Origin of the sequence: Kitasatospora sp. NPDC048365 (assembly GCF_043200835.1) — a bacterium.
Lineage (GTDB): Bacteria > Actinomycetota > Actinomycetes > Streptomycetales > Streptomycetaceae > Kitasatospora > Kitasatospora terrestris.
In genome coordinates this window covers 1-16,476 of the sequence record NZ_JBICYJ010000073.1, presented here as the reverse complement: position 1 = coordinate 16,476, position 16,476 = coordinate 1, and the positions used below count along the sequence as shown (strand labels likewise).

15 protein-coding genes are annotated in these 16,476 nt (G+C 72.8%); 9 read left to right on the top strand and 6 right to left on the bottom strand.

Annotation, left to right across the window (positions count from 1 at the left end; genetic code table 11):
* Positions 1-34 precede the first annotated feature (34 nt).
* Positions 35-1,486: an MFS transporter gene (locus ACGFX4_RS39475; RefSeq protein ID WP_393085684.1), complete on the top strand. Its 1,452-nt coding sequence runs from the start codon at positions 35-37 to the stop codon at positions 1,484-1,486.
* A gap of 114 nt (positions 1,487-1,600) precedes the next feature.
* Positions 1,601-2,380, top strand: coding sequence for a class I SAM-dependent methyltransferase (locus ACGFX4_RS39470; RefSeq protein WP_393085682.1), 780 nt, complete (start codon positions 1,601-1,603; stop codon positions 2,378-2,380).
* A 12-nt stretch (positions 2,381-2,392) separates the two neighbouring features.
* Here the strand turns inward: ACGFX4_RS39470 and ACGFX4_RS39465 are convergent, their stop codons facing one another.
* Entirely contained in the window at positions 2,393-3,232 is an 840-nt protein-coding gene (locus ACGFX4_RS39465) for a hypothetical protein (RefSeq protein WP_393085680.1), read from the bottom strand.
* A 238-nt stretch (positions 3,233-3,470) separates the two neighbouring features.
* Here ACGFX4_RS39465 and ACGFX4_RS39460 point away from each other — a divergent pair, with 238 nt between their 5' ends.
* On the top strand, positions 3,471-5,045 hold the full coding sequence (locus tag ACGFX4_RS39460; RefSeq protein WP_393085678.1) for a carbohydrate-binding protein: 1,575 nt from the start codon (positions 3,471-3,473) through the stop codon (positions 5,043-5,045).
* Positions 5,046-5,291: 246 nt separating this feature from the next.
* Here ACGFX4_RS39460 and ACGFX4_RS39455 read toward each other — a convergent pair whose 3' ends face one another.
* Complete coding sequence (locus tag ACGFX4_RS39455) at positions 5,292-6,254, bottom strand: WGR domain-containing protein (RefSeq protein WP_393085676.1); 963 nt, start codon at positions 6,252-6,254, stop codon at positions 5,292-5,294.
* A gap of 54 nt (positions 6,255-6,308) precedes the next feature.
* Positions 6,309-6,548, bottom strand: coding sequence for a hypothetical protein (locus ACGFX4_RS39450; protein ID WP_393085674.1), 240 nt, complete (start codon positions 6,546-6,548; stop codon positions 6,309-6,311).
* 306 nt (positions 6,549-6,854) lie between these two features.
* On the opposite strand from ACGFX4_RS39450, the gene ACGFX4_RS39445 reads away from it, so the two are divergent.
* Positions 6,855-7,421, top strand: coding sequence for a Uma2 family endonuclease (locus tag ACGFX4_RS39445; RefSeq protein WP_393085672.1), 567 nt, complete (start codon positions 6,855-6,857; stop codon positions 7,419-7,421).
* Between the two features lie 28 nt (positions 7,422-7,449).
* Here the strand turns inward: ACGFX4_RS39445 and ACGFX4_RS39440 are convergent, their stop codons facing one another.
* Positions 7,450-7,869, bottom strand: a complete 420-nt coding sequence (locus tag ACGFX4_RS39440; protein WP_393085670.1) for a MarR family winged helix-turn-helix transcriptional regulator — start codon at positions 7,867-7,869, stop codon at positions 7,450-7,452.
* A gap of 102 nt (positions 7,870-7,971) precedes the next feature.
* On the opposite strand from ACGFX4_RS39440, the gene ACGFX4_RS39435 reads away from it, so the two are divergent.
* Positions 7,972-8,793, top strand: coding sequence for an SDR family NAD(P)-dependent oxidoreductase (locus tag ACGFX4_RS39435; protein WP_393085668.1), 822 nt, complete (start codon positions 7,972-7,974; stop codon positions 8,791-8,793).
* A 60-nt stretch (positions 8,794-8,853) separates the two neighbouring features.
* Here the strand turns inward: ACGFX4_RS39435 and ACGFX4_RS39430 are convergent, their stop codons facing one another.
* Positions 8,854-10,419: an APC family permease gene (locus ACGFX4_RS39430; protein WP_393085666.1), complete on the bottom strand. Its 1,566-nt coding sequence runs from the start codon at positions 10,417-10,419 to the stop codon at positions 8,854-8,856.
* A 272-nt stretch (positions 10,420-10,691) separates the two neighbouring features.
* Here ACGFX4_RS39430 and ACGFX4_RS39425 point away from each other — a divergent pair, with 272 nt between their 5' ends.
* Together ACGFX4_RS39425 and ACGFX4_RS39420 are read left to right on the top strand one after the other, a co-directional pair.
* Positions 10,692-11,390, top strand: coding sequence for a hypothetical protein (locus ACGFX4_RS39425; RefSeq protein ID WP_393085664.1), 699 nt, complete (start codon positions 10,692-10,694; stop codon positions 11,388-11,390).
* 124 nt (positions 11,391-11,514) lie between these two features.
* Entirely contained in the window at positions 11,515-11,781 is a 267-nt protein-coding gene (locus tag ACGFX4_RS39420) for a hypothetical protein (RefSeq protein WP_393085662.1), read from the top strand.
* A gap of 63 nt (positions 11,782-11,844) precedes the next feature.
* On the opposite strand, the gene ACGFX4_RS39415 is transcribed toward ACGFX4_RS39420, so the two are convergent.
* Positions 11,845-13,533, bottom strand: a complete 1,689-nt coding sequence (locus ACGFX4_RS39415; protein ID WP_393085660.1) for a hypothetical protein — start codon at positions 13,531-13,533, stop codon at positions 11,845-11,847.
* 252 nt (positions 13,534-13,785) lie between these two features.
* On the opposite strand from ACGFX4_RS39415, the gene ACGFX4_RS39410 reads away from it, so the two are divergent.
* The gene (locus ACGFX4_RS39410) at positions 13,786-14,724 is read left to right on the top strand and encodes a hypothetical protein (RefSeq protein WP_393085658.1); all 939 of its coding nucleotides are present in this window, start codon (positions 13,786-13,788) and stop codon (positions 14,722-14,724) included.
* Between the two features lie 117 nt (positions 14,725-14,841).
* On the top strand, positions 14,842-16,368 hold the full coding sequence (locus tag ACGFX4_RS39405; protein WP_393085656.1) for an amino acid permease: 1,527 nt from the start codon (positions 14,842-14,844) through the stop codon (positions 16,366-16,368).
* The last annotated feature ends 108 nt before the right edge of the window (positions 16,369-16,476 follow it).

Sequence of the window (16,476 nt, the reverse complement as noted above, 5' to 3'; positions counted from 1 at the left end):
CACCTCCCCCACCAGCTTGGAGGTCGTCGTCCCCATGGCACCCACCGCAGGAGCACCGGCCGGCACCGGGACACCGCCCGCCCCGCCGGCCGCCTCCCCCGCCGCGACCGGCAGCGGCATCACCGTTCCGGTCCTGGCGCTGGGCGGCTTCACCGCCGCGCTCGTCAACACCGTGCCCATCCCGCTGCTGCCCTCGCTGCCGCGGCTGCTCGACACCTCGGCGGCCAACGCCTCCTGGACGGTGACCGCGACGCTGCTGGTCGCGGCGGTGTGCACGCCGGTCAGCGGACGGCTGGGCGACATGCGCGGCAAGCGCCGGGTACTGCTCTGGTGCCTGGGGTTGATGGTGGCCGGCTCGGTGCTCTGCGCGCTGGCCGGCTCGGTGGAGCTGCTGATCGCCGGGCGGGCGCTGCAGGGGTGCGGGGCGGGCGCGCTGCCGCTGGGCCTGAGCATCATGCGCGAGCAGGTCCCGCGCGAGCGGCTCGGCCGGGCGCTGGCGGTGATGAGTGCCACGGTCGGGGTCGGCTCGACCGTGGGCTTCCCGTTCTCGGCGTTCCTCTCCCAGCACGCCGACTGGCACGTGCTGTTCTGGGCGGTGGCGGGCCTCGGCCTGGCCAACCTGCTGCTGGCGGCCCGGTTCGTGCCCAGCGGTCCGCGGTACGGCGGCCGGTTCGACCGGGCGGGGGCGCTCGGCCTGACGGTCGCCCTGGTCTGCCTGCTGCTGGCCCTCTCCAAGGGCCGCGGCTGGGGCTGGACCAGCGCCCCGACGCTGACCGCCGCCCTGCTCGGTGCCGCCACCGCCGCCTGGTGGGTGCGGTACGAGCTGCGCACCGCCCAGCCGCTGGTGGACCTGCGCACCTCGGCGAGCCGGCCGGTGCTGGCCACCAACGCCGCGACGCTGCTGGTCGGTTTCGCGATGTTCGTGATCTCGCTGGTGCTGCCGCACATCCTCCAGGCGCCGCCCGCCACCGGGTACGGCGTCGGGTTCTCGATGGTGCGGACCGGGCTGCTGCAGTCCGTCGCGGGCGTCGTGATGATGGCGGTCGCGCTGATGTCGCCTGCGGTGTCGGTGCGTTGGGGGGCGCGGGCGACGCTGGTCCTCGGCGCGCTGGTGATCGCCGCCGGGTACGCGACGGGGATCCCGCTGCTGGGCGGCGGCTGGTGGCTGACCGTCCTCGCGGTGATCGTCGGGGCGGGCCTGGCGCTGGCCTTCGCCGCGATGCCGGCGCTGATCGTCGCCGCCACCCCCGAGTCGCAGACGGCCGCCGCCAACGGCCTGAACACGCTGGTCCGTTCGGTCGGCGCCTCGGTGGCCAGCGCCGTGGTCAGCGCGGTGCTGGCGGCGATGACCACCACGGCCGGCGGCGCCGTCCACCCGTCCGCCGTCGGGCTGCGGATCGCACTGCTGGCCGCCGTCCTGGCCGGTCTGGGCGCGGCCGCGGCAGCTCTGTTCGTCCCCCGCCCGGACCGGCCGGCGAAGCCGTAGCCCGGTCCGGACCGTCCGGCCGGCCCTCCCGTCCGCCGATCCTCCCCGCCCCCGTCCGCCGGCCCGGTCCGGCCCGCGTGGCCGGCCCTCCGAACTCCGTCCGAAGGAACGCCAGTGAACGCACCCGAGATGTGGGCCCGCCGGGCCCGCAGCTACGGCCCGGCCGCGCCGCTGTACGACCTCACCCGTCCGTCCTACCCGGCGCCGGCCATCGAGGAGATCGTCAGCCGGCTGCCCGGGACGACGGTCGTCGAACCCGGCGCGGGCACCGGCAAGGCAACCCGCCTGCTGGCGGCGAGGGGCCTGCAGGTCACCGCCGTGGAGCCGGACGTCGGCATGGCGACGGTGATGCTGCGGGCGCACGCGGAGGCCGGGCTGCGCGGGCTGGGCGTCCACGTCGAGCCGTTCGAGGAGTGGCGGCCGCCGTTCCGCGGTGCGGGGCTGGTCTGCGCGCAGGCGTGGCACTGGTTCGACCAGGAGCGGTGCTGGCGGAAGGCCGCCGAGGCGCTCGCGCCGGGCGGCCTGCTGGCCCTGCTGTGGAACGTCGAGCAGTGGGACGCGATGCCCGGGCACCGGGCGGTGGAGGCGGCGTTCGCCCGGCACGGCCAGGAGGCGCGGGACGACGGCGGGCTCGGCCCGGAGGTCTGGCCGACCGGCCGGACCGCGGAACGCCACGGCTTCCACGGCCTCGAACTGCTCACCTACGACTGGCAACAGGAGTGGGAGGCAGCCGAGTTCGCGTCCTACCGGGCGACCACCTCCCAGCTCCTGGTGCTGCCCGACGGCGTCCGCGACGACCTGGTGAAGGACCTGGAGGAGACCGTCACCGCCGAGCTCGGCGGCCGGCTCACCCTCCCCTGGCGGACCTACCTCTTCCTCGCCCGCCGGGACTGACCGGAGTCGGGTTCAGCTCGGGTACGCGGCGCCCCTGCGGGCGTAGTACCACCAGGTGATCGCCAGACAGCTCGCGTAGAACGCGACGAAGCCCCACATGGCGCTGGTGACCGCGAAGTTGGCGAACATCGCCGGGATGAAGAAGAACCCGTAGGCAGCGATCCCCGCGGTGAAGCCGGTGACCGCGCCGGACTCCGTCTCGGCCTGCTTGAGCGCCTGGTCGTGCGCCGCGGTGCCCTCGGCGAGGCCCCGCAGGTGCCGGCTGCGGAAGATCACCGGGATCTGCCGGAAGGTCGAGCCGTTGCCGATGCCGGCGGCCCCGCCCTTCTCCCGCGTGGGGAAGAAGAAGCCGATATTGGCCAGCGAGGACGAGAAGTTGGCGCCGCCGAACCCGCACAGCGCGGCGATCGCCACGAGCACCGCGTACGGGGTCGAGGTGTCCTGGATCGCGATGCCGAGCCAGAGCAGCGGGACGACCAGCACGAGAGTGGAGAGCGCGGTGAACCGGCGCTGGCCGATCCGCGGGCCGAGGAAGGTGTAGAGGATCCGGGCGGTGCCGCCGGTCAGGCCGGGAACGGCGGTCAGCCAGAACAGCTGCGAGGTGGTCAGGCCGAAGCCGACGTCCTGCAGGCCGGTCGCGGTGACCGACCAGACCTGCCAGACCACGAAGGCCACCAGCAGCGCCGGCACGGCGATCCACAGGTTGCGCGTCGCGACCCGGCGGCCGACCGATCTCCAGAAGACCGGGTCCTCCGGGTCCCAGTCGGTGACGGTGCGGCCGGGCCGGTACTGCTCCGGATCGGGCCCGCCGTCGGCGGGTTGACGTGCTGCGCGGTGGAGCGTGGAACTCATGGTGCGTCCCGTGGAGTCGAGTGGTCCAGACCTCTCCCACCCTGCCCCCTTGTCCGCGGCCCACCGAGGACCATCGGTCGCGATCCGACCTGCCCAAAGTCCCGTGTTCACATCCATGAACACCAATCATGTACGAGTCTATTGACGAGGTCGCAACAGGCCCTTAAGGTCCCTGCAACGGCGCCGTGCCCGCACCACGTTCACATCCTTGACCCCCACTCATCCGGAGACGAACGCCATGCACACGAGAGCAGCCCTCGCGTCGGCCACCCTGCTGGCCGCCACCCTGACCGTGCTGTCCGTCGGCCCCGCCCAGGCCGCGACCACCCGCTACGAGGCCGAGGCCTCGCCCACGGTCTGCACCGGCACCGTCGACTCCGACTGGACGGGCTTCTCCGGCACCGGCTTCTGCAACGGCACCAACGCGACCGGCGCCCACGCCCAGTTCACCGTGACCGCGGCCGCCGCCGGCACCGCGACCCTGAAGATCCGGTTCGCCAACGGCACCACCACCGCCCGACCCGCCGACCTCGCCGTCAACGGCACCACCACCGCCTCGGTGAGCTTCGAGGGCACCGGCACCTGGACCGGCTGGACCACCAAGACCCTGACCGTGCCGGTCCGTTCGGGCAGCAACACGATCCGGTTCACCCCCACCACCGCCGCCGGCCTGCCCAACCTCGACTACCTCGACGTCGACACGGCCACCACCACCCCGCCCACCGCCGACGCCCTCTACGTCGCCCCCGGCGGCACCGACGGCGCCGCCGGCACCCAGTCCGCCCCCACCACCCTCACCTCGGCGATCGCCCGCATCACCCCCGGCGGCACCATCTACCTGCGCGGCGGCACCTACAACCACACCCAGGGCGTCACCGTCCCGGCCGGCAACAACGGCACCGCCTCCGCCCGTACCACCCTCTCCGCCTACCCCGGCGAGACCCCGGTCCTGAACTTCTCCGCCATGACCGAGGACCCGGCCAACCGCGGCCTCACCGTCAACGGCAACTACTGGCACGTGTACGGCATCACCGTCGAACGCGCCGGCGACAACGGCATCTACGTCGGCGGCAGCAACAACGTCATCGAACGCACCGTCACCCGTTACAACCGCGACTCCGGCCTGCAGCTCGGCCGGATCTCCTCCACCACCCCCGCCGCCCAGTGGCCGTCCAACAACCTCGTCCTCAGCGCCGAGTCCCACGACAACGCCGACTCCGACGGCGAGGACGCGGACGGCTTCGCCGCCAAGCTCACCGTCGGCCCGGGCAACGTCTTCCGCTACGCCGTCTCCCACAACAACATCGACGACGGCTGGGACCTCTACACCAAGACCGACACCGGCCCGATCGGCCCCGTCACCATCGAGGACTCCCTCTCCTACAACAACGGCACCCTCTCCAACGGCACCGTCAACGCCAACGGCGACCGCAACGGCTACAAGCTCGGCGGCGACGACATCGCCGTCAACCACACCGTCCGCCGCAGCATCGCCTACCACAACGGCAAGCACGGCTTCACCTGGAACAGCAACCCCGGCACCATGGCCGTCTCCAGCAACCTCAGCATCGACAACGCCCAGCGCAACTACTCCTGGGACGCCGGCACCTCGGTGTTCCGCTCCAACACCTCCTGCCGCTTCACCGTCAGCGGCTCCAACGACAAGACCATCGGCGACGCCGACACCACCAACCAGTTCTGGACCGGCACCAACGGCTCCCGCTGCGCCCCCTACTCGGGCGCCCTCGCCTGGTCCTTCGCCTCCGACGGCCACCTCGCCGTCACCATCGGCGGCAAGGCCGTCACCCTCTAGCCCCACACCCCCACCCCACGCCCGGCCCGCCCACCACCCCGGCGGGCAGGCCGGGCACCGGCCACATCGCGGCGCCCGCGCCAGTCCTGGACGACCGGGACTGGAAGGTGTGTACACAGTCCCCCGCGCCGGGACAGCACCCGACGAACACCGCGGTCGACCCCGCGCGGTGAAACTCGACGAACAGTGCCCCACCACCGACCAGGGCACCGCCACCGCCAAGGCCGGCGCGTCAGGCGGTACGGCTCAGGCCGTCAGGAAGGACAGCACCTCGGCGAACGGCGGGACGGCGTCGGGGGTGAGGCGTCTGATCCCGCCGCGGAAGGACCGCACCTCCAGCCAGCTCTGCGCCGACGCCTGCGGCAGCGCGTCCATCAGCCGCTCCACGTCTACCGACCGGAACACCTTGAACGTCGGTGTCGGCCGCTGGAACGACGGTTGGATGTCGAAGCGGAGGTCCACCGCGGGGTGCGGCGGCCGGGCCCAGTCGCTGTGGGGCAGCGCGCCGTGCCCGTGGATGCGGGCGTCGACCAGCACCTCCCGGTCCTGGTCCCCGATCTCGCAGTCGAAGATCGGGAAGGCCGTCGCCACCCGGGCCGCTGCCGCCGGGTAGGCCCCGCAGGCCCGCCCCAGCGCCGGCGAGCAGAGCAGCGCGTGGCCGAACGGCCCGACCGGGCCGGGGAGCGCCACCTTGTGGTGCGGGCTGCCGTCGAAGGCGAGGTCACGCGCGGAGTCCAGGAACCGGAGGAAGGAGGCAACCGTCTCGGCCCGGTGGCTGCCTGCCCGAACGGTGAAGCGGACCGCGCTGCGCCCGTTGTCCCGCAGCAGGTAGTACTCGTGGAAACCCATCGGGTGGTCCGGCGCGTGGGTACGGCAGTACACCTGCTCGAAGCCGTCGACCGGCAGGTAGTGGGGAGCGGGCGCGTGGGGGCCGGCCGCCTTGGCGATGACGTCCAGGACCGGCACGTCGCCGTCGGCTTCCGCCGGATCACCGGGTGGGTCGACCTCGTGGAAGCCCTTCCGGAGACGGTCGTTGATCTTGCGGGCTGCGTGCCGCCGCGCCTGCTCCTCGTCGTCGAGGACGGACGTGCTCGCCTTGCCCGGTGCCCGGTCGGAGCCCCACCGGAGGAAGCAGCGGATCCCCTCCTGACGGATCTCCCAGTACTCGAGCGCTGTCTCGTGCTGCTCGAACCGGCGCCATCCTGCCATCGGGTCTCCCGTACGACCTGGCGGCCCGTCCGACCGGACCGCACGCCGGCGACCCTACCTCCCGGTCCCGCCCCGGACGGTTCTCACCCCGAGCACGGGATTGCCCGGCTCGACGAGTTCTGCGGCCGCGCGCACGACGAGCTGCGCCGGCGCCTCGCCGTCCAGCAGGCCGCACACGCAGGCCGGCGCCTCGGCGGGCGACAGGCCCGGAAGGCTCCGGCGGAGGTCCCACACGGCGCGCAGCCGTCCCTGCGCAGCGGCCACTTCGCCCACCCTGTCGTGCAGCTCGTCCACGGCGGTCCGGGCCGGTAGCCCGCGGATTCGGGCCCGGTAGTCGGATCCGGATCGCGACCTCTCGCTCGATCACCTCGCCGGCCTCCCGCACGGACGTGCTCCGCGACCGACGAATTGGGCAGCTGCCCGCCGCATCGCCCTCGCCGCCACTCACCGCGCCGCCACCCTCGACCCCCCTGGAGGCGACCTCTACCGCGCGACCGCCCGCGCCACGCCGAGGATTCCATCAACTCCCGCGCAGGGGCCGATACTCGTATCCGGCACAGCATCGGCCCCGACCGCGACCGACAGCGAGGAGACCCGCAGATGAGCACGGCCCCCCGCGTTCCCCCGGAGTACACGGTCAGCGATCCCGAGAGGGCACTGAAGTACGCGATCCAGCACATCGCAGGTGACCGAGCTGAAATCATCGAGGGAGTCATCACCCCCATGTCGCCGTCGTGGGCCCACGAATCCGCCGCCGAGATCGTCCGACGGCAGCTCGCTCCTCGCCTTGCGTCCCTCGGTCTGGTCTCGGGCTCCGGGAACCTCGACCTTCCGGGCAGCGAGAACTGGTACATCCCCGACCTTGCCGTCGTGCCGGCCGACCTGGCGTCGAAGACCGAAGGCGCGCTTCTCCCCGATCAGACGCTGCTCGTCGTCGAGGTCACCTCCCCGTCGAATGCGGAGACCGACCGAACCGTGAAGCGTCGCCGCTACGGCCAGTACGGCGCCCCGCTCTACCTCCTGGTCGACCGGCAGACCCGGACCTGCACGCTGTTCAGCAACCCCGGCCAGCTCGGCTACGGGACCGAGGACGGCCCCCACCCCTTCGGCGGGCCGGTCCGACTGCCGGCCCCGTTCGACCTCGATCTCGACACCAGCGGCCTCTGAGCCGACCTCCGCAAGCGGCGGCCGACCGTCACGCTTCCAGGACGAGGTGGAGCAGCTCGCGCAGCGACTCGCGCTGGTGCACCGTGAGCGCGGCGAGCGGCTCCGCGGCGAAGGGCATGCGGGCGCGCAGGTCCGCCGCGACGGCGAGGCCGGCGGCGGTGGCCGCGACGCGTTTGACGCGGCGGTCGGCCGGATCGTTGCTGCGTTCGACGAGGCCGCGGGCCTGCAGCCGGTCGATGATCGCGGTGACGTTGGACGGTTCCGCGTGCAGCCGGTCGGCGATGCGGCGGGTCGGGACGGGTTCCTCGGCGGCGAGCAGTGCCTTGGCCTGGAGCGGGGTGAGGTCGTGGGTCGCCGCGGCGCCCTCGGACTCCTGGGCGTAGCGCCGGTTGATGGCGGCGAAGAGGCCGACGATCTCCGTGGTGAGCGCATCCGTGGGGCTGGACATGCGGTTCATCCTACCCAGGTGCTTGACACAGTGAAATATCCCGCGCCATAGTTATGAAAGATATTGGTTATGAACCATAAGCATCGTCGCGGGAGTCCACCCATGAGCACCAAGACCGTCCTGATCACCGGCACCTCCTCCGGCATCGGCCTGGCCACCGCCGTGGCGGCCGCGCGCAGCGGCTGGCACGTGGTCGCCACCATGCGCGACACGGACAGGGCCGGAACCCTGCTGGCTGCCGCCGAGGAGGCCGGGGTCGCGGTCGACGTCCGGGCGCTGGACGTCACCGACCCGGCTTCGGTCGAGGCGTGCCTGAGCGGCCTCGACCGCCTGGACGCGCTGGTCAACAACGCCGGCGCGGGGCACGTGGGCACGCTGGAGCAGGAGGGCGTGGACGACGTCCGGGCCGTCATGGAGGTCAACTTCTTCGGCGTGCTGCACGTCACGAAGGCGGCGCTGCCGATGCTGCGGGCGAGCGGGGGCCGGGTGGTGACGGTGACCAGCGTCGGCGGGGTGATCGGCCAGCCGTTCAACGAGGCGTACTGCGCCGCCAAGTTCGCGGTCGAGGGCTTCATGGAGTCGCTCGCGCCGGTGGCGGCGACCGCCGGGGTGTCGGTCAGCGTGGTCGAGCCGGGTGCGGTGGCAAGCGAGTTCGTCAGCAACGTGGGTCTCGCGGACAACGCGGTGGAGCTGGCCGGTCCGTACGCCCCCGCCCTGTCGGCCTACCTGGAGCGGACCCGCGGGGCCTTCGCCAACGCGCAGACGTCCGAGGAGGTGGCAGCGCACCTGGTCGAGCTGCTGGCCACCGAGCGGCCGGCCTTCCGGGTACTGACCTCGGAGGCCGCTCGCGCGTTCGCCGGGGTGAAGCTCAAGGACCTGGACGGTTCGGCCGTGCAGGCACTGACCGGCAGCTGGGTCGCCTGAGAACGCGCAACCGCCCCGGGATGCGCACGAGCTCCCGGGGCGGCATGAGAACGGGGCCGGTCAGTCGGGGATCACCAGGGCCGGGGTGTCGCGGGTGAGGATCTCGCCGCGGAAGAATGCGGGGCTGCGGCGGGTCATGACGGCCATCACGACGAGGCCGAGGGCGAGCAGTCCGCCGCCGACGACGAAGACGCTGCCGACGCCGAACACCGAGCTGCCGGAGCCGTACGAGGGGTCGAACATGTCGACCAGGCTCTTGCCGAAGATCGCCGCGAGGACGACGCCACCGGTGACCGGGAACACGCCCTTCAGCACGGCGTCCTTGACCGATCGCCGCAGGTCGTGGCGGAAGTACCAGGCGCAGGCGAAGGCGGTCAGCGAGTAGTAGAAGCAGATCATCAGGGTCAGCGCGGCGATGGTGTCGGCGAGGACGTGCTCGCTCACCATGGTCATCACCGTGTAGAACACGCCGGTGCCGACGCCGGCGGTGACGATCGCCCGGCCGGGGGTCCGGTAGCGCTCGTTGACCTCGGTGAAGGAGGCGGGCAGCGCCTCGTACACGCTCATCGCGAGGACGGTGCGGCTGACCGGGATGAAGGTGGTCTGCAGGCTGGCCGACGCGGAGGCGAGCACCGCGACGAACAGCAGGACACCCAGCACGGGGCCCATCACCGGTCCGGCCAGGACGGCGAGCACGTTGGAGGAGGTCTCGGGGTTGCCGAGGCCGGTGCCGCTCCCGCCGACGCCGGCGTACATCTGGACGGCGACGGCGGTGAGCAGGTACGAGCCGACCAGCACCGCCATGGCGAGGGTGGCGGCGCGGCCGGGGGTCTTCTCGCTGCCGCCGGTCTCCTCGTTGGCGCTCAGGCAGGCGTCCCAGCCCCAGTACATGAAGAGGGACAGCGAGAGGCCGGCGGTGAAGGAGGTGAAGGAGCTGACGGCGAAGGGGTTCAGCCACTGCCAGGAGAAGTCGATCGAGCCGGCGGATCCGCCGCCGAGCGCCTTGCTGACGGCGAGCACCACGAACAGTCCGAGCACGGCGAGTTGCAGGCCGACGAGCGCGTACTGCACGCCCTTGGTGGCCGTCATGCCCCGGTAGCTGATCAGCGTCGCGGCGGCGATCAGCGCCAGGCAGGTGAGGACGTGCACCGGCTTGTTGTCGTTGAGCGCGGTGACCGCGTCGCTGCGGGTGATCTCTCCGAGCAGCAGGTAGAGGTACTCGGTGGCGACGCCGGCGAGGTTGGAGAGCACGATGACGGTGGCGATGACCAGGCCCCAGCCGCACATCCAGCCGACCTTCGGGCCGAAGGCCTTGACCGTCCAGGTGAAGGAGGTGCCGCTGTCGGGGATGGCCTTGTTCAGCTCCCGGTACGCGAACGCCACCAGCAGCATCGGTAGGAAGCCCGCGAGGAAGAGCGCGGGCATCTGCAGGCCGACCGCGGCCACCGTGGTGCCGAGCGTCGTGGTGAGGCAGTACACCGGCGCGACCGTGGAGACGCCGATCACGGTGTTGCCGAGCAGTCCGACGGAGTTGCTGTTGAGGCCCTTGGACCGGACGCCGGTGGAGGTGTCCGTACCGGCGGCGGCGTCGGCGCCGGCCCTCGGACGGGAATCGAGCTGAACCATGCGTGCACCGTAACCGCCACCGATTCCGTGCCCGACGGCGATTGGACAGAAGAGGAAACCTTCGCTTCACTGGTCAAACATCCATAGAGGCCATTGATTCAAAGCCGCCACCGCCACTCGGGCCTTCGAATCAATCCGCCACAGATCGCCCCATACGGGTACGAAAGCCGTATCGCGTGATATTTCACCACCAATACGGCCATCCCTGTGGCAAACACCACACCACTTTCCCGCCCGATACCCTTGCGCCCGACCGGACCGGGGGAGGACGGGTGCGCAGATCCACAGGGGCCCGAGGACAGCGGCGCGGAGGTGGTCCCGGTGCGCTGCTCGGCATCGCCGTCGCCGCGGCCGCGCCGTCGGCGGTCGCCGGCTGGGGCGCCTGGGCGCTCTCCGGTTCGCTGGCCGCGCCGTGGCGCCTCGCGCTGACCTCGGCCGCCGTGCTGCTCGCCCTGGCCGCGACCGCCGCGGTGGCGATCTGGGTGGCGGTCACCAGCGGCGGGCTCTTCCGCGACCCGTTCGGCGAATACCTCCGCACCGGCCGCGCGCCCGACGTCCGGCCGGCGGGGCCGGTGGTGCAGGGACTCACGGCGGTGGGCGGCCTCGCGCTCGCCCTGCTGCAGGCCTTGCCCGGACGCGGGCCTCGCCGCACCGGGCGGTCCGGCGTCCGGCCGGCGGAGCTTCTCGACGTCCTGGGACCGGCAGGCGCCGCCGCCCTCGTGACGGCGACGGCGGGCTCCGGCCTGGCGGTCTGGACGCTCGGCTTCCCGGCGAACCCGCTCGGCCGGGCGGCCGTCACGCTCCTCGCCGTCGCCTGGGCCGCCGTCAGCTGCGTCGCCGCCCTGCTCTACCTGCGCCACGTCCGCCGCCTGCGGCCGGCACTGGTCGGCCCGCTTGCCTCGCTCGCCCCGCTCTGGCTGCCGTTCCTCCTGCTGCTGGGCCGCCCCGCACCCGACCGCCACGACCGCTGACCGGCCGGCCCCGCGACCACCGACCGGCCGGTGATCGTCCCGCGGAGCGCTCCCGCTACTCTCCCCGCAGCACCACACCGCAGCACAGCACCACGGCACCCGCACCAGCCCGGAGCAGACCCCGATGATGCACGTCCTGAACCTCCTGATCGCCGCCGCCTGCTTCCTGCTGGCCTTCCTGGCGATCGGCCGGACCCGGGGCTGGCGCAGCCCGGCCCGCTGGGCGGTGTTCGCCGTGCTCGCGGCCGCGAGCCGGACGTACGCCCCGGCCGCCGCGCGCGGCGGGACCGGCCTGCTGATCCACCACCTGGTGGGCCTCGCCGCGCTGGGCGCCCTGTACTCCTGGGCCGGGCGGCGGGAGCCGGTGGCGGGGTCCACCGCCGAGCGGTGATCCGTCGCTCCGCCCCCGAAGGCCACCCGGCGGACGCGGAGGCCGACGCGGACGCGGATCCGTTCAGCGGTCGGTGCCCCGTCGGCGGGGCACCCGGTGGTGGAGCTGTTCGCGGATGAGCTTGGCGAGGACCGCGGGCCGGCCGCCGTACTCCAGGGCGGCCAGCTCGTCCGCCAGCGCGTCGAGGCGGTTGTCGACCGCGGCGGACTGCAGCCCGGCCGACTGCCACAGGGCCCTTTCCGCCGTGTCGCAGGCCTGGTCGGTCAGGCCGCTGCGGAGCTGGGCGGTGGCGAGCAGGCCGTGCACCACCACGGTCCGGACGGTGTCGGCCGGGCCGAGCGCGGTCAGCACCTCCTGTGCGCACTGCCGCGCCGCGGTCTGCTCCCCGAGGGCGACCCGGCAGCGCAGTTCGGCCTCCGTGATGTCCTGGGCGACCCGGGCGCGTACGGAAGGCTCTCCCGATCGCGGACCGGGCCCGGCCGCCACCTGACCCCGGCCGCCGCCTCCCTCGTCCTCCCCGCGCCCGGCGAACGCGCCCGTCCCGACGGCGACACCCCGCCCGGTCGGGACATCGACGCCCGCATCCGCCCCGCCGTCACCGACCCGGCCGCCGCCGGCCGCCTCTCCGCCCCCACCACTCCTGCCCCTACCGGCCACGCCAACGCCACCACCCACGCCCACGCCCCCGTCCTCGGCGGCGGCCCGGCGGGCCTGGGCGAGCGCCCGGTCGGTGGCCGCGGCGTCGCGGAGGATCGCGTGCGCCCACGCCTCCGCGGTGTGGACGGCGACCCGGACCGGGCCGGCCTCCGAACGCGTGCCGAGCGCAGCGGCGCGCAGCAGGTCCAGGACGGCCGGCTGGTCGGCGGGCGCGGAGCAGGATCCGGCGAGCGCGACGAGTGCGCGTCCGCCGAGGGCCCGGGCGTCGGCCTGGTGGGCGAAGAAGAGGGCGAGCAGGTGGTAGCGGCGGCCGAGCCCCGGTAGTCCGGATTCGTGTGCGCAGGTGCCGGCGAGCAGGAGGCCCTGGGTCGCGATGCCGAACAGCGCGCGCCCGACCTGCTCGGTGAAGCTGCCGGTCAGCAGCCGCCCCAGGTCGCTGAGCAGGTACTGGACGACCGGGCGGTGGGCGACGGCCCCGCCGTGGCGCGCCATGATCGGTTCGAACGCCTGGAGGGTTGCCCGCAACCGGCCGAGGTCGGCCTGGGTGACCTCCAGGCCGGGGCCCAGGCCGGGACCGGCACCGACACCGACACCGGCACCGGCACCGGGGACGAACCCGGGGCCGTGTCCGGTGACCGGCGGCGCCTCCTCGGCCAGCAGCCAGTGGAGCGCCGGGCCGGAGAGCAGGCCGATCGGCAGTTCGGCGTGGATCAGGTCGGACCGGTCGAGGTCGGCCTCCCACAACCGGCAGGCCGCGGCGGCGAGTTCCTCGGGGGCCTCGATGAAGGCGGTGTCCATCGGGGAGCGGGGGCGGCCTTCGGCGGGCATGCCGATGTCGGCCGGGGTGACCGCGCGGCCGAGGGCCAGCGAGAGCGTCTCGGCGATCAGGGCCGGTGGCACGGCGCGGCTGCGCCGGCCGTCCCGCCAGCGCTGGACGCTGGTGTGGGTGCAGCGGGCGTTGGTGCCGTAGCGGGCCGCGGTCTCGCGGACGGCGCGGGCGAGTTGCTTGTTCGACAGCCCGGCCTGGTCGATGAGCGAGCTGAGCCGCTGGTTGGGCGTGCGCGTACTGACCGTGCTGTCCTCGTCACTCACCATGTGCCGGGACTGTAAGCGAATTTGACCGTCCGTGAGGGCTTCCTTACTAAACCTTAAGGTCCAACTGAGCCTCCGAAGCACCGAAGTGATCGAGTGTGCCCCCTGTGAGCCCTATTGCGAACGCTTGTGCCTCTGGTTGTCTTCTTCCCGCAGAGCGACCGAACCCTGACTCCGCGTATCCATCCGCCCGTGTACCTGCCAGACGGAGAAGAACCCTCGTGATCACGACCACGCCCGAAGCACTGGATCCTCGTGCCTAGGTGGAGCTGGCGCGACGAGGCGCTGCTGGACAACCATCCCGCCCGGGACGACCAGGCTCTCCGCACGGTCTGCGAGGACGCCCTGATGGGGCGTTGGGACGGCCCGCGGGATCTGATCGCGGCCACCGGGCGCGACTGGGACCGCCGGGTGTTCCGACTGCAGATCCTGGCCCGCAACGGGGTCCGGCTGCGCTGGGCCGACACCTGGGCGTCCGCCGAGCCGACCAATCCGGACGCGCTGGCGATGCTGGCCCACGTCAAGGCACTTCGGGCCATCGTGTCGGGCCAGTCCGACGACGCGGTGCTCGACGACGTCTGGCGGAGCTGCCTGGCCTCGGCCGACGCGGCGCCGGGCGACCCCTCCCCGTGGCTCGTGATGATGGCTGTGGTCCGCACGCTCACCCCGGACTGGAAGACCCTGCTGGAGCTGTGGGGCGAGGTCCGCCGCCGCGACCCGCTCAACCGCGAGGGCTACCACGAGGTGATGGCCTACCTGATGCCACGCAAGCACGGGTCGACCACGGTGATGTTCGACTGGGCGCGCGACCAGGTGCACAGCGTGCCGGACGGCAGTCCGCTGATCGTCCTGCTGCTGGTGGCGCAGGCCGAGCACTACCGCTTCCGGCAGGAGCAGCGCTCCACCGGGTCGGCGATCCACCCGTGGATGCAGTGTCCCGACATCGACCGGGTGCTGGACCGCTGGTGGCTGCGCAGGGCGCACACGCCGCACGCCAACTTCATGGACGACGCCAACTACCTCGCCCACGCGCTCTCGTTCGCCGGTCGCCACCGCGAGGCCCACGAGGTGTTCGAGGAGATCGGCCCCTATGCCGCCCAGCTCCCCTGGGCGTACTGCGGCGAAGCCGACCAGCTGTTCCGGACGCACAAGGAGCGCGCCAGGAACGCGACCCGGAGCCGCCGCCGCGGGTAGCCCGGCCTGCGGGCCCGCCGCCCGCCGGGCCCGGTCCGCCCGTACCGCTTCCCCTTCCCCCCTTTCCCCGTCGCTCAGTGCTCAGCGCTGCCCTCCCCCCGAGAGGACCCCCCGCTCATGCCTCTGGAACCCGACCACCTGTCGGACGAGGAACGCCTCGCCCAGCTCGGCTACACCCAGGTGCTGGCCCGCCGGATGTCCGGCTTCTCCAACTTCGCGGTGTCCTTCACCATCATCTCGATCCTGTCGGGCTGCCTGACGCTGTACGGCTTCGGCCTGAACACCGGCGGCCCGGCGATGCTCACCTGGGGCTGGGTGCTGGTCGGCGCGATGACGCTGTTCGTCGGTCTGGCGATGGCGGAGGTGTGCTCCTCCTACCCGACCTCGGCCGGCCTGTACTTCTGGGCCAAGGAGATGGCGCCGCCCAAGTCGGCCGCCGCGTGGGCGTGGTTCACCGGCTGGTTCAACGTGCTGGGCCAGGTCGCCGTGACGGCGGGCATCGACTTCGGTGCCGCCACCTTCCTCAACGCGTACCTGGACCTGCAGTTCGAGTTCGCGGTGACGCCCGAGCACACCATGTCGCTGTTCGCCGGCGTCCTGCTGCTGCACGGCGTGCTGAACACCTTCGGCGTCCGCCTGGTGGCCGTGCTCAACAGCGTCAGCGTGTGGTGGCACGTCGTGGGCGTGCTGGTGATCGTCGGCCTGCTGGCGATCGTCCCGGACCACCACCAGTCCGCCTCCTTCGTGTTCGGCCACTTCGTCAACAACACCGGTTTCCAGAGCGGCTTCTACGTGGGTCTGCTCAGCCTCCTGGTCGCGCAGTACACCTTCACCGGCTACGACGCCTCCGCGCACATGACCGAGGAGACCAACGACGCCGCGGTGGCCGGCCCGCGCGGCATCGTCCGCTCGATCTGGACCTCCTGGATCGCCGGCTTCGTGCTGATCGTCGGCCTCACCTTCGCCATCCAGGACTGGGACGGCACCCTCGGCACCGCGATCGGCGTCCCCCCGGCGCAGGTGTTCATCGACTCGCTCGGCGACGCCGGCGGCAAGGCCCTGCTGCTGATCGTGATCGGCGCCCAGCTGTTCTGCGGCATGGCCTCGGTGACCGCCAACTCCCGCATGATCTACGCGTTCTCGCGGGACGGCGCGCTGCCCTTCAGCCGGACCTGGCACCGCATCAACCCGAACACCCGGACGCCCACCAACGCCGTCTGGCTCGCGGTGGTCGGCGCGCTCGCCCTCGGCCTGCCGTACCTGATCAACGCCACCGCGTACGCGGCCGTCACCTCGATCGCGACCATCGGCCTGTACATCGCCTACGTGATCCCGACCTTCCTCCGCCTGCGCCAGGGCGACCGCTTCCAGCGCGGCCCGTGGCACCTGGGCCGGGCGAGCCGTCCGATCGGCATCATCGCGGTGCTGTGGGTGACCGTGATCACCGTCCTGTTCATGCTGCCCCAGGTCAACCCGATCACCGCGAAGAACTTCAACTACGCGCCGGTCGCCGTGGCCGTGGTGGTCGGCTTCGCCGCCCTGTGGTGGGTGCTGTCCGCCCGCAAGTGGTTCCTGAACCCCTCGCACCCGCGCAACCTGGCCCGCGCCGGCTCCCAGCCGGTCCCCGAGCCGGTCGGCCGCTGACCCCACCGGGGGGGCCGCGGGCCCCCCCCCGGGCGGCCCGCGGGGGCCCCCCCCGGTTGGCCCCCCCCCCCCCCCCCCCCCCCCCCCCCACCCCCCCCCCCCCCCCCC

Excerpts from the sequence above, each read along its gene's own strand:
- ACGFX4_RS39475 (WP_393085684.1), top strand. The coding sequence starts at position 35 with ATGGCACCCACCGCAGGAGCACCGGCCGGCACCGGGACACCGCCCGCC.
- ACGFX4_RS39465 (WP_393085680.1), bottom strand. The coding sequence starts at position 3,232 with ATGAGTTCCACGCTCCACCGCGCAGCACGTCAACCCGCCGACGGCGGG.
- ACGFX4_RS39460 (WP_393085678.1), top strand. The coding sequence starts at position 3,471 with ATGCACACGAGAGCAGCCCTCGCGTCGGCCACCCTGCTGGCCGCCACC.
- ACGFX4_RS39455 (WP_393085676.1), bottom strand. The coding sequence starts at position 6,254 with ATGGCAGGATGGCGCCGGTTCGAGCAGCACGAGACAGCGCTCGAGTAC.
- ACGFX4_RS39445 (WP_393085672.1), top strand. The coding sequence starts at position 6,855 with ATGAGCACGGCCCCCCGCGTTCCCCCGGAGTACACGGTCAGCGATCCC.
- ACGFX4_RS39440 (WP_393085670.1), bottom strand. The coding sequence starts at position 7,869 with ATGTCCAGCCCCACGGATGCGCTCACCACGGAGATCGTCGGCCTCTTC.
- ACGFX4_RS39435 (WP_393085668.1), top strand. The coding sequence starts at position 7,972 with ATGAGCACCAAGACCGTCCTGATCACCGGCACCTCCTCCGGCATCGGC.
- ACGFX4_RS39430 (WP_393085666.1), bottom strand. The coding sequence starts at position 10,419 with ATGGTTCAGCTCGATTCCCGTCCGAGGGCCGGCGCCGACGCCGCCGCC.
- ACGFX4_RS39420 (WP_393085662.1), top strand. The coding sequence starts at position 11,515 with ATGATGCACGTCCTGAACCTCCTGATCGCCGCCGCCTGCTTCCTGCTG.
- ACGFX4_RS39415 (WP_393085660.1), bottom strand. The coding sequence starts at position 13,533 with ATGGTGAGTGACGAGGACAGCACGGTCAGTACGCGCACGCCCAACCAG.
- ACGFX4_RS39405 (WP_393085656.1), top strand. The coding sequence starts at position 14,842 with ATGCCTCTGGAACCCGACCACCTGTCGGACGAGGAACGCCTCGCCCAG.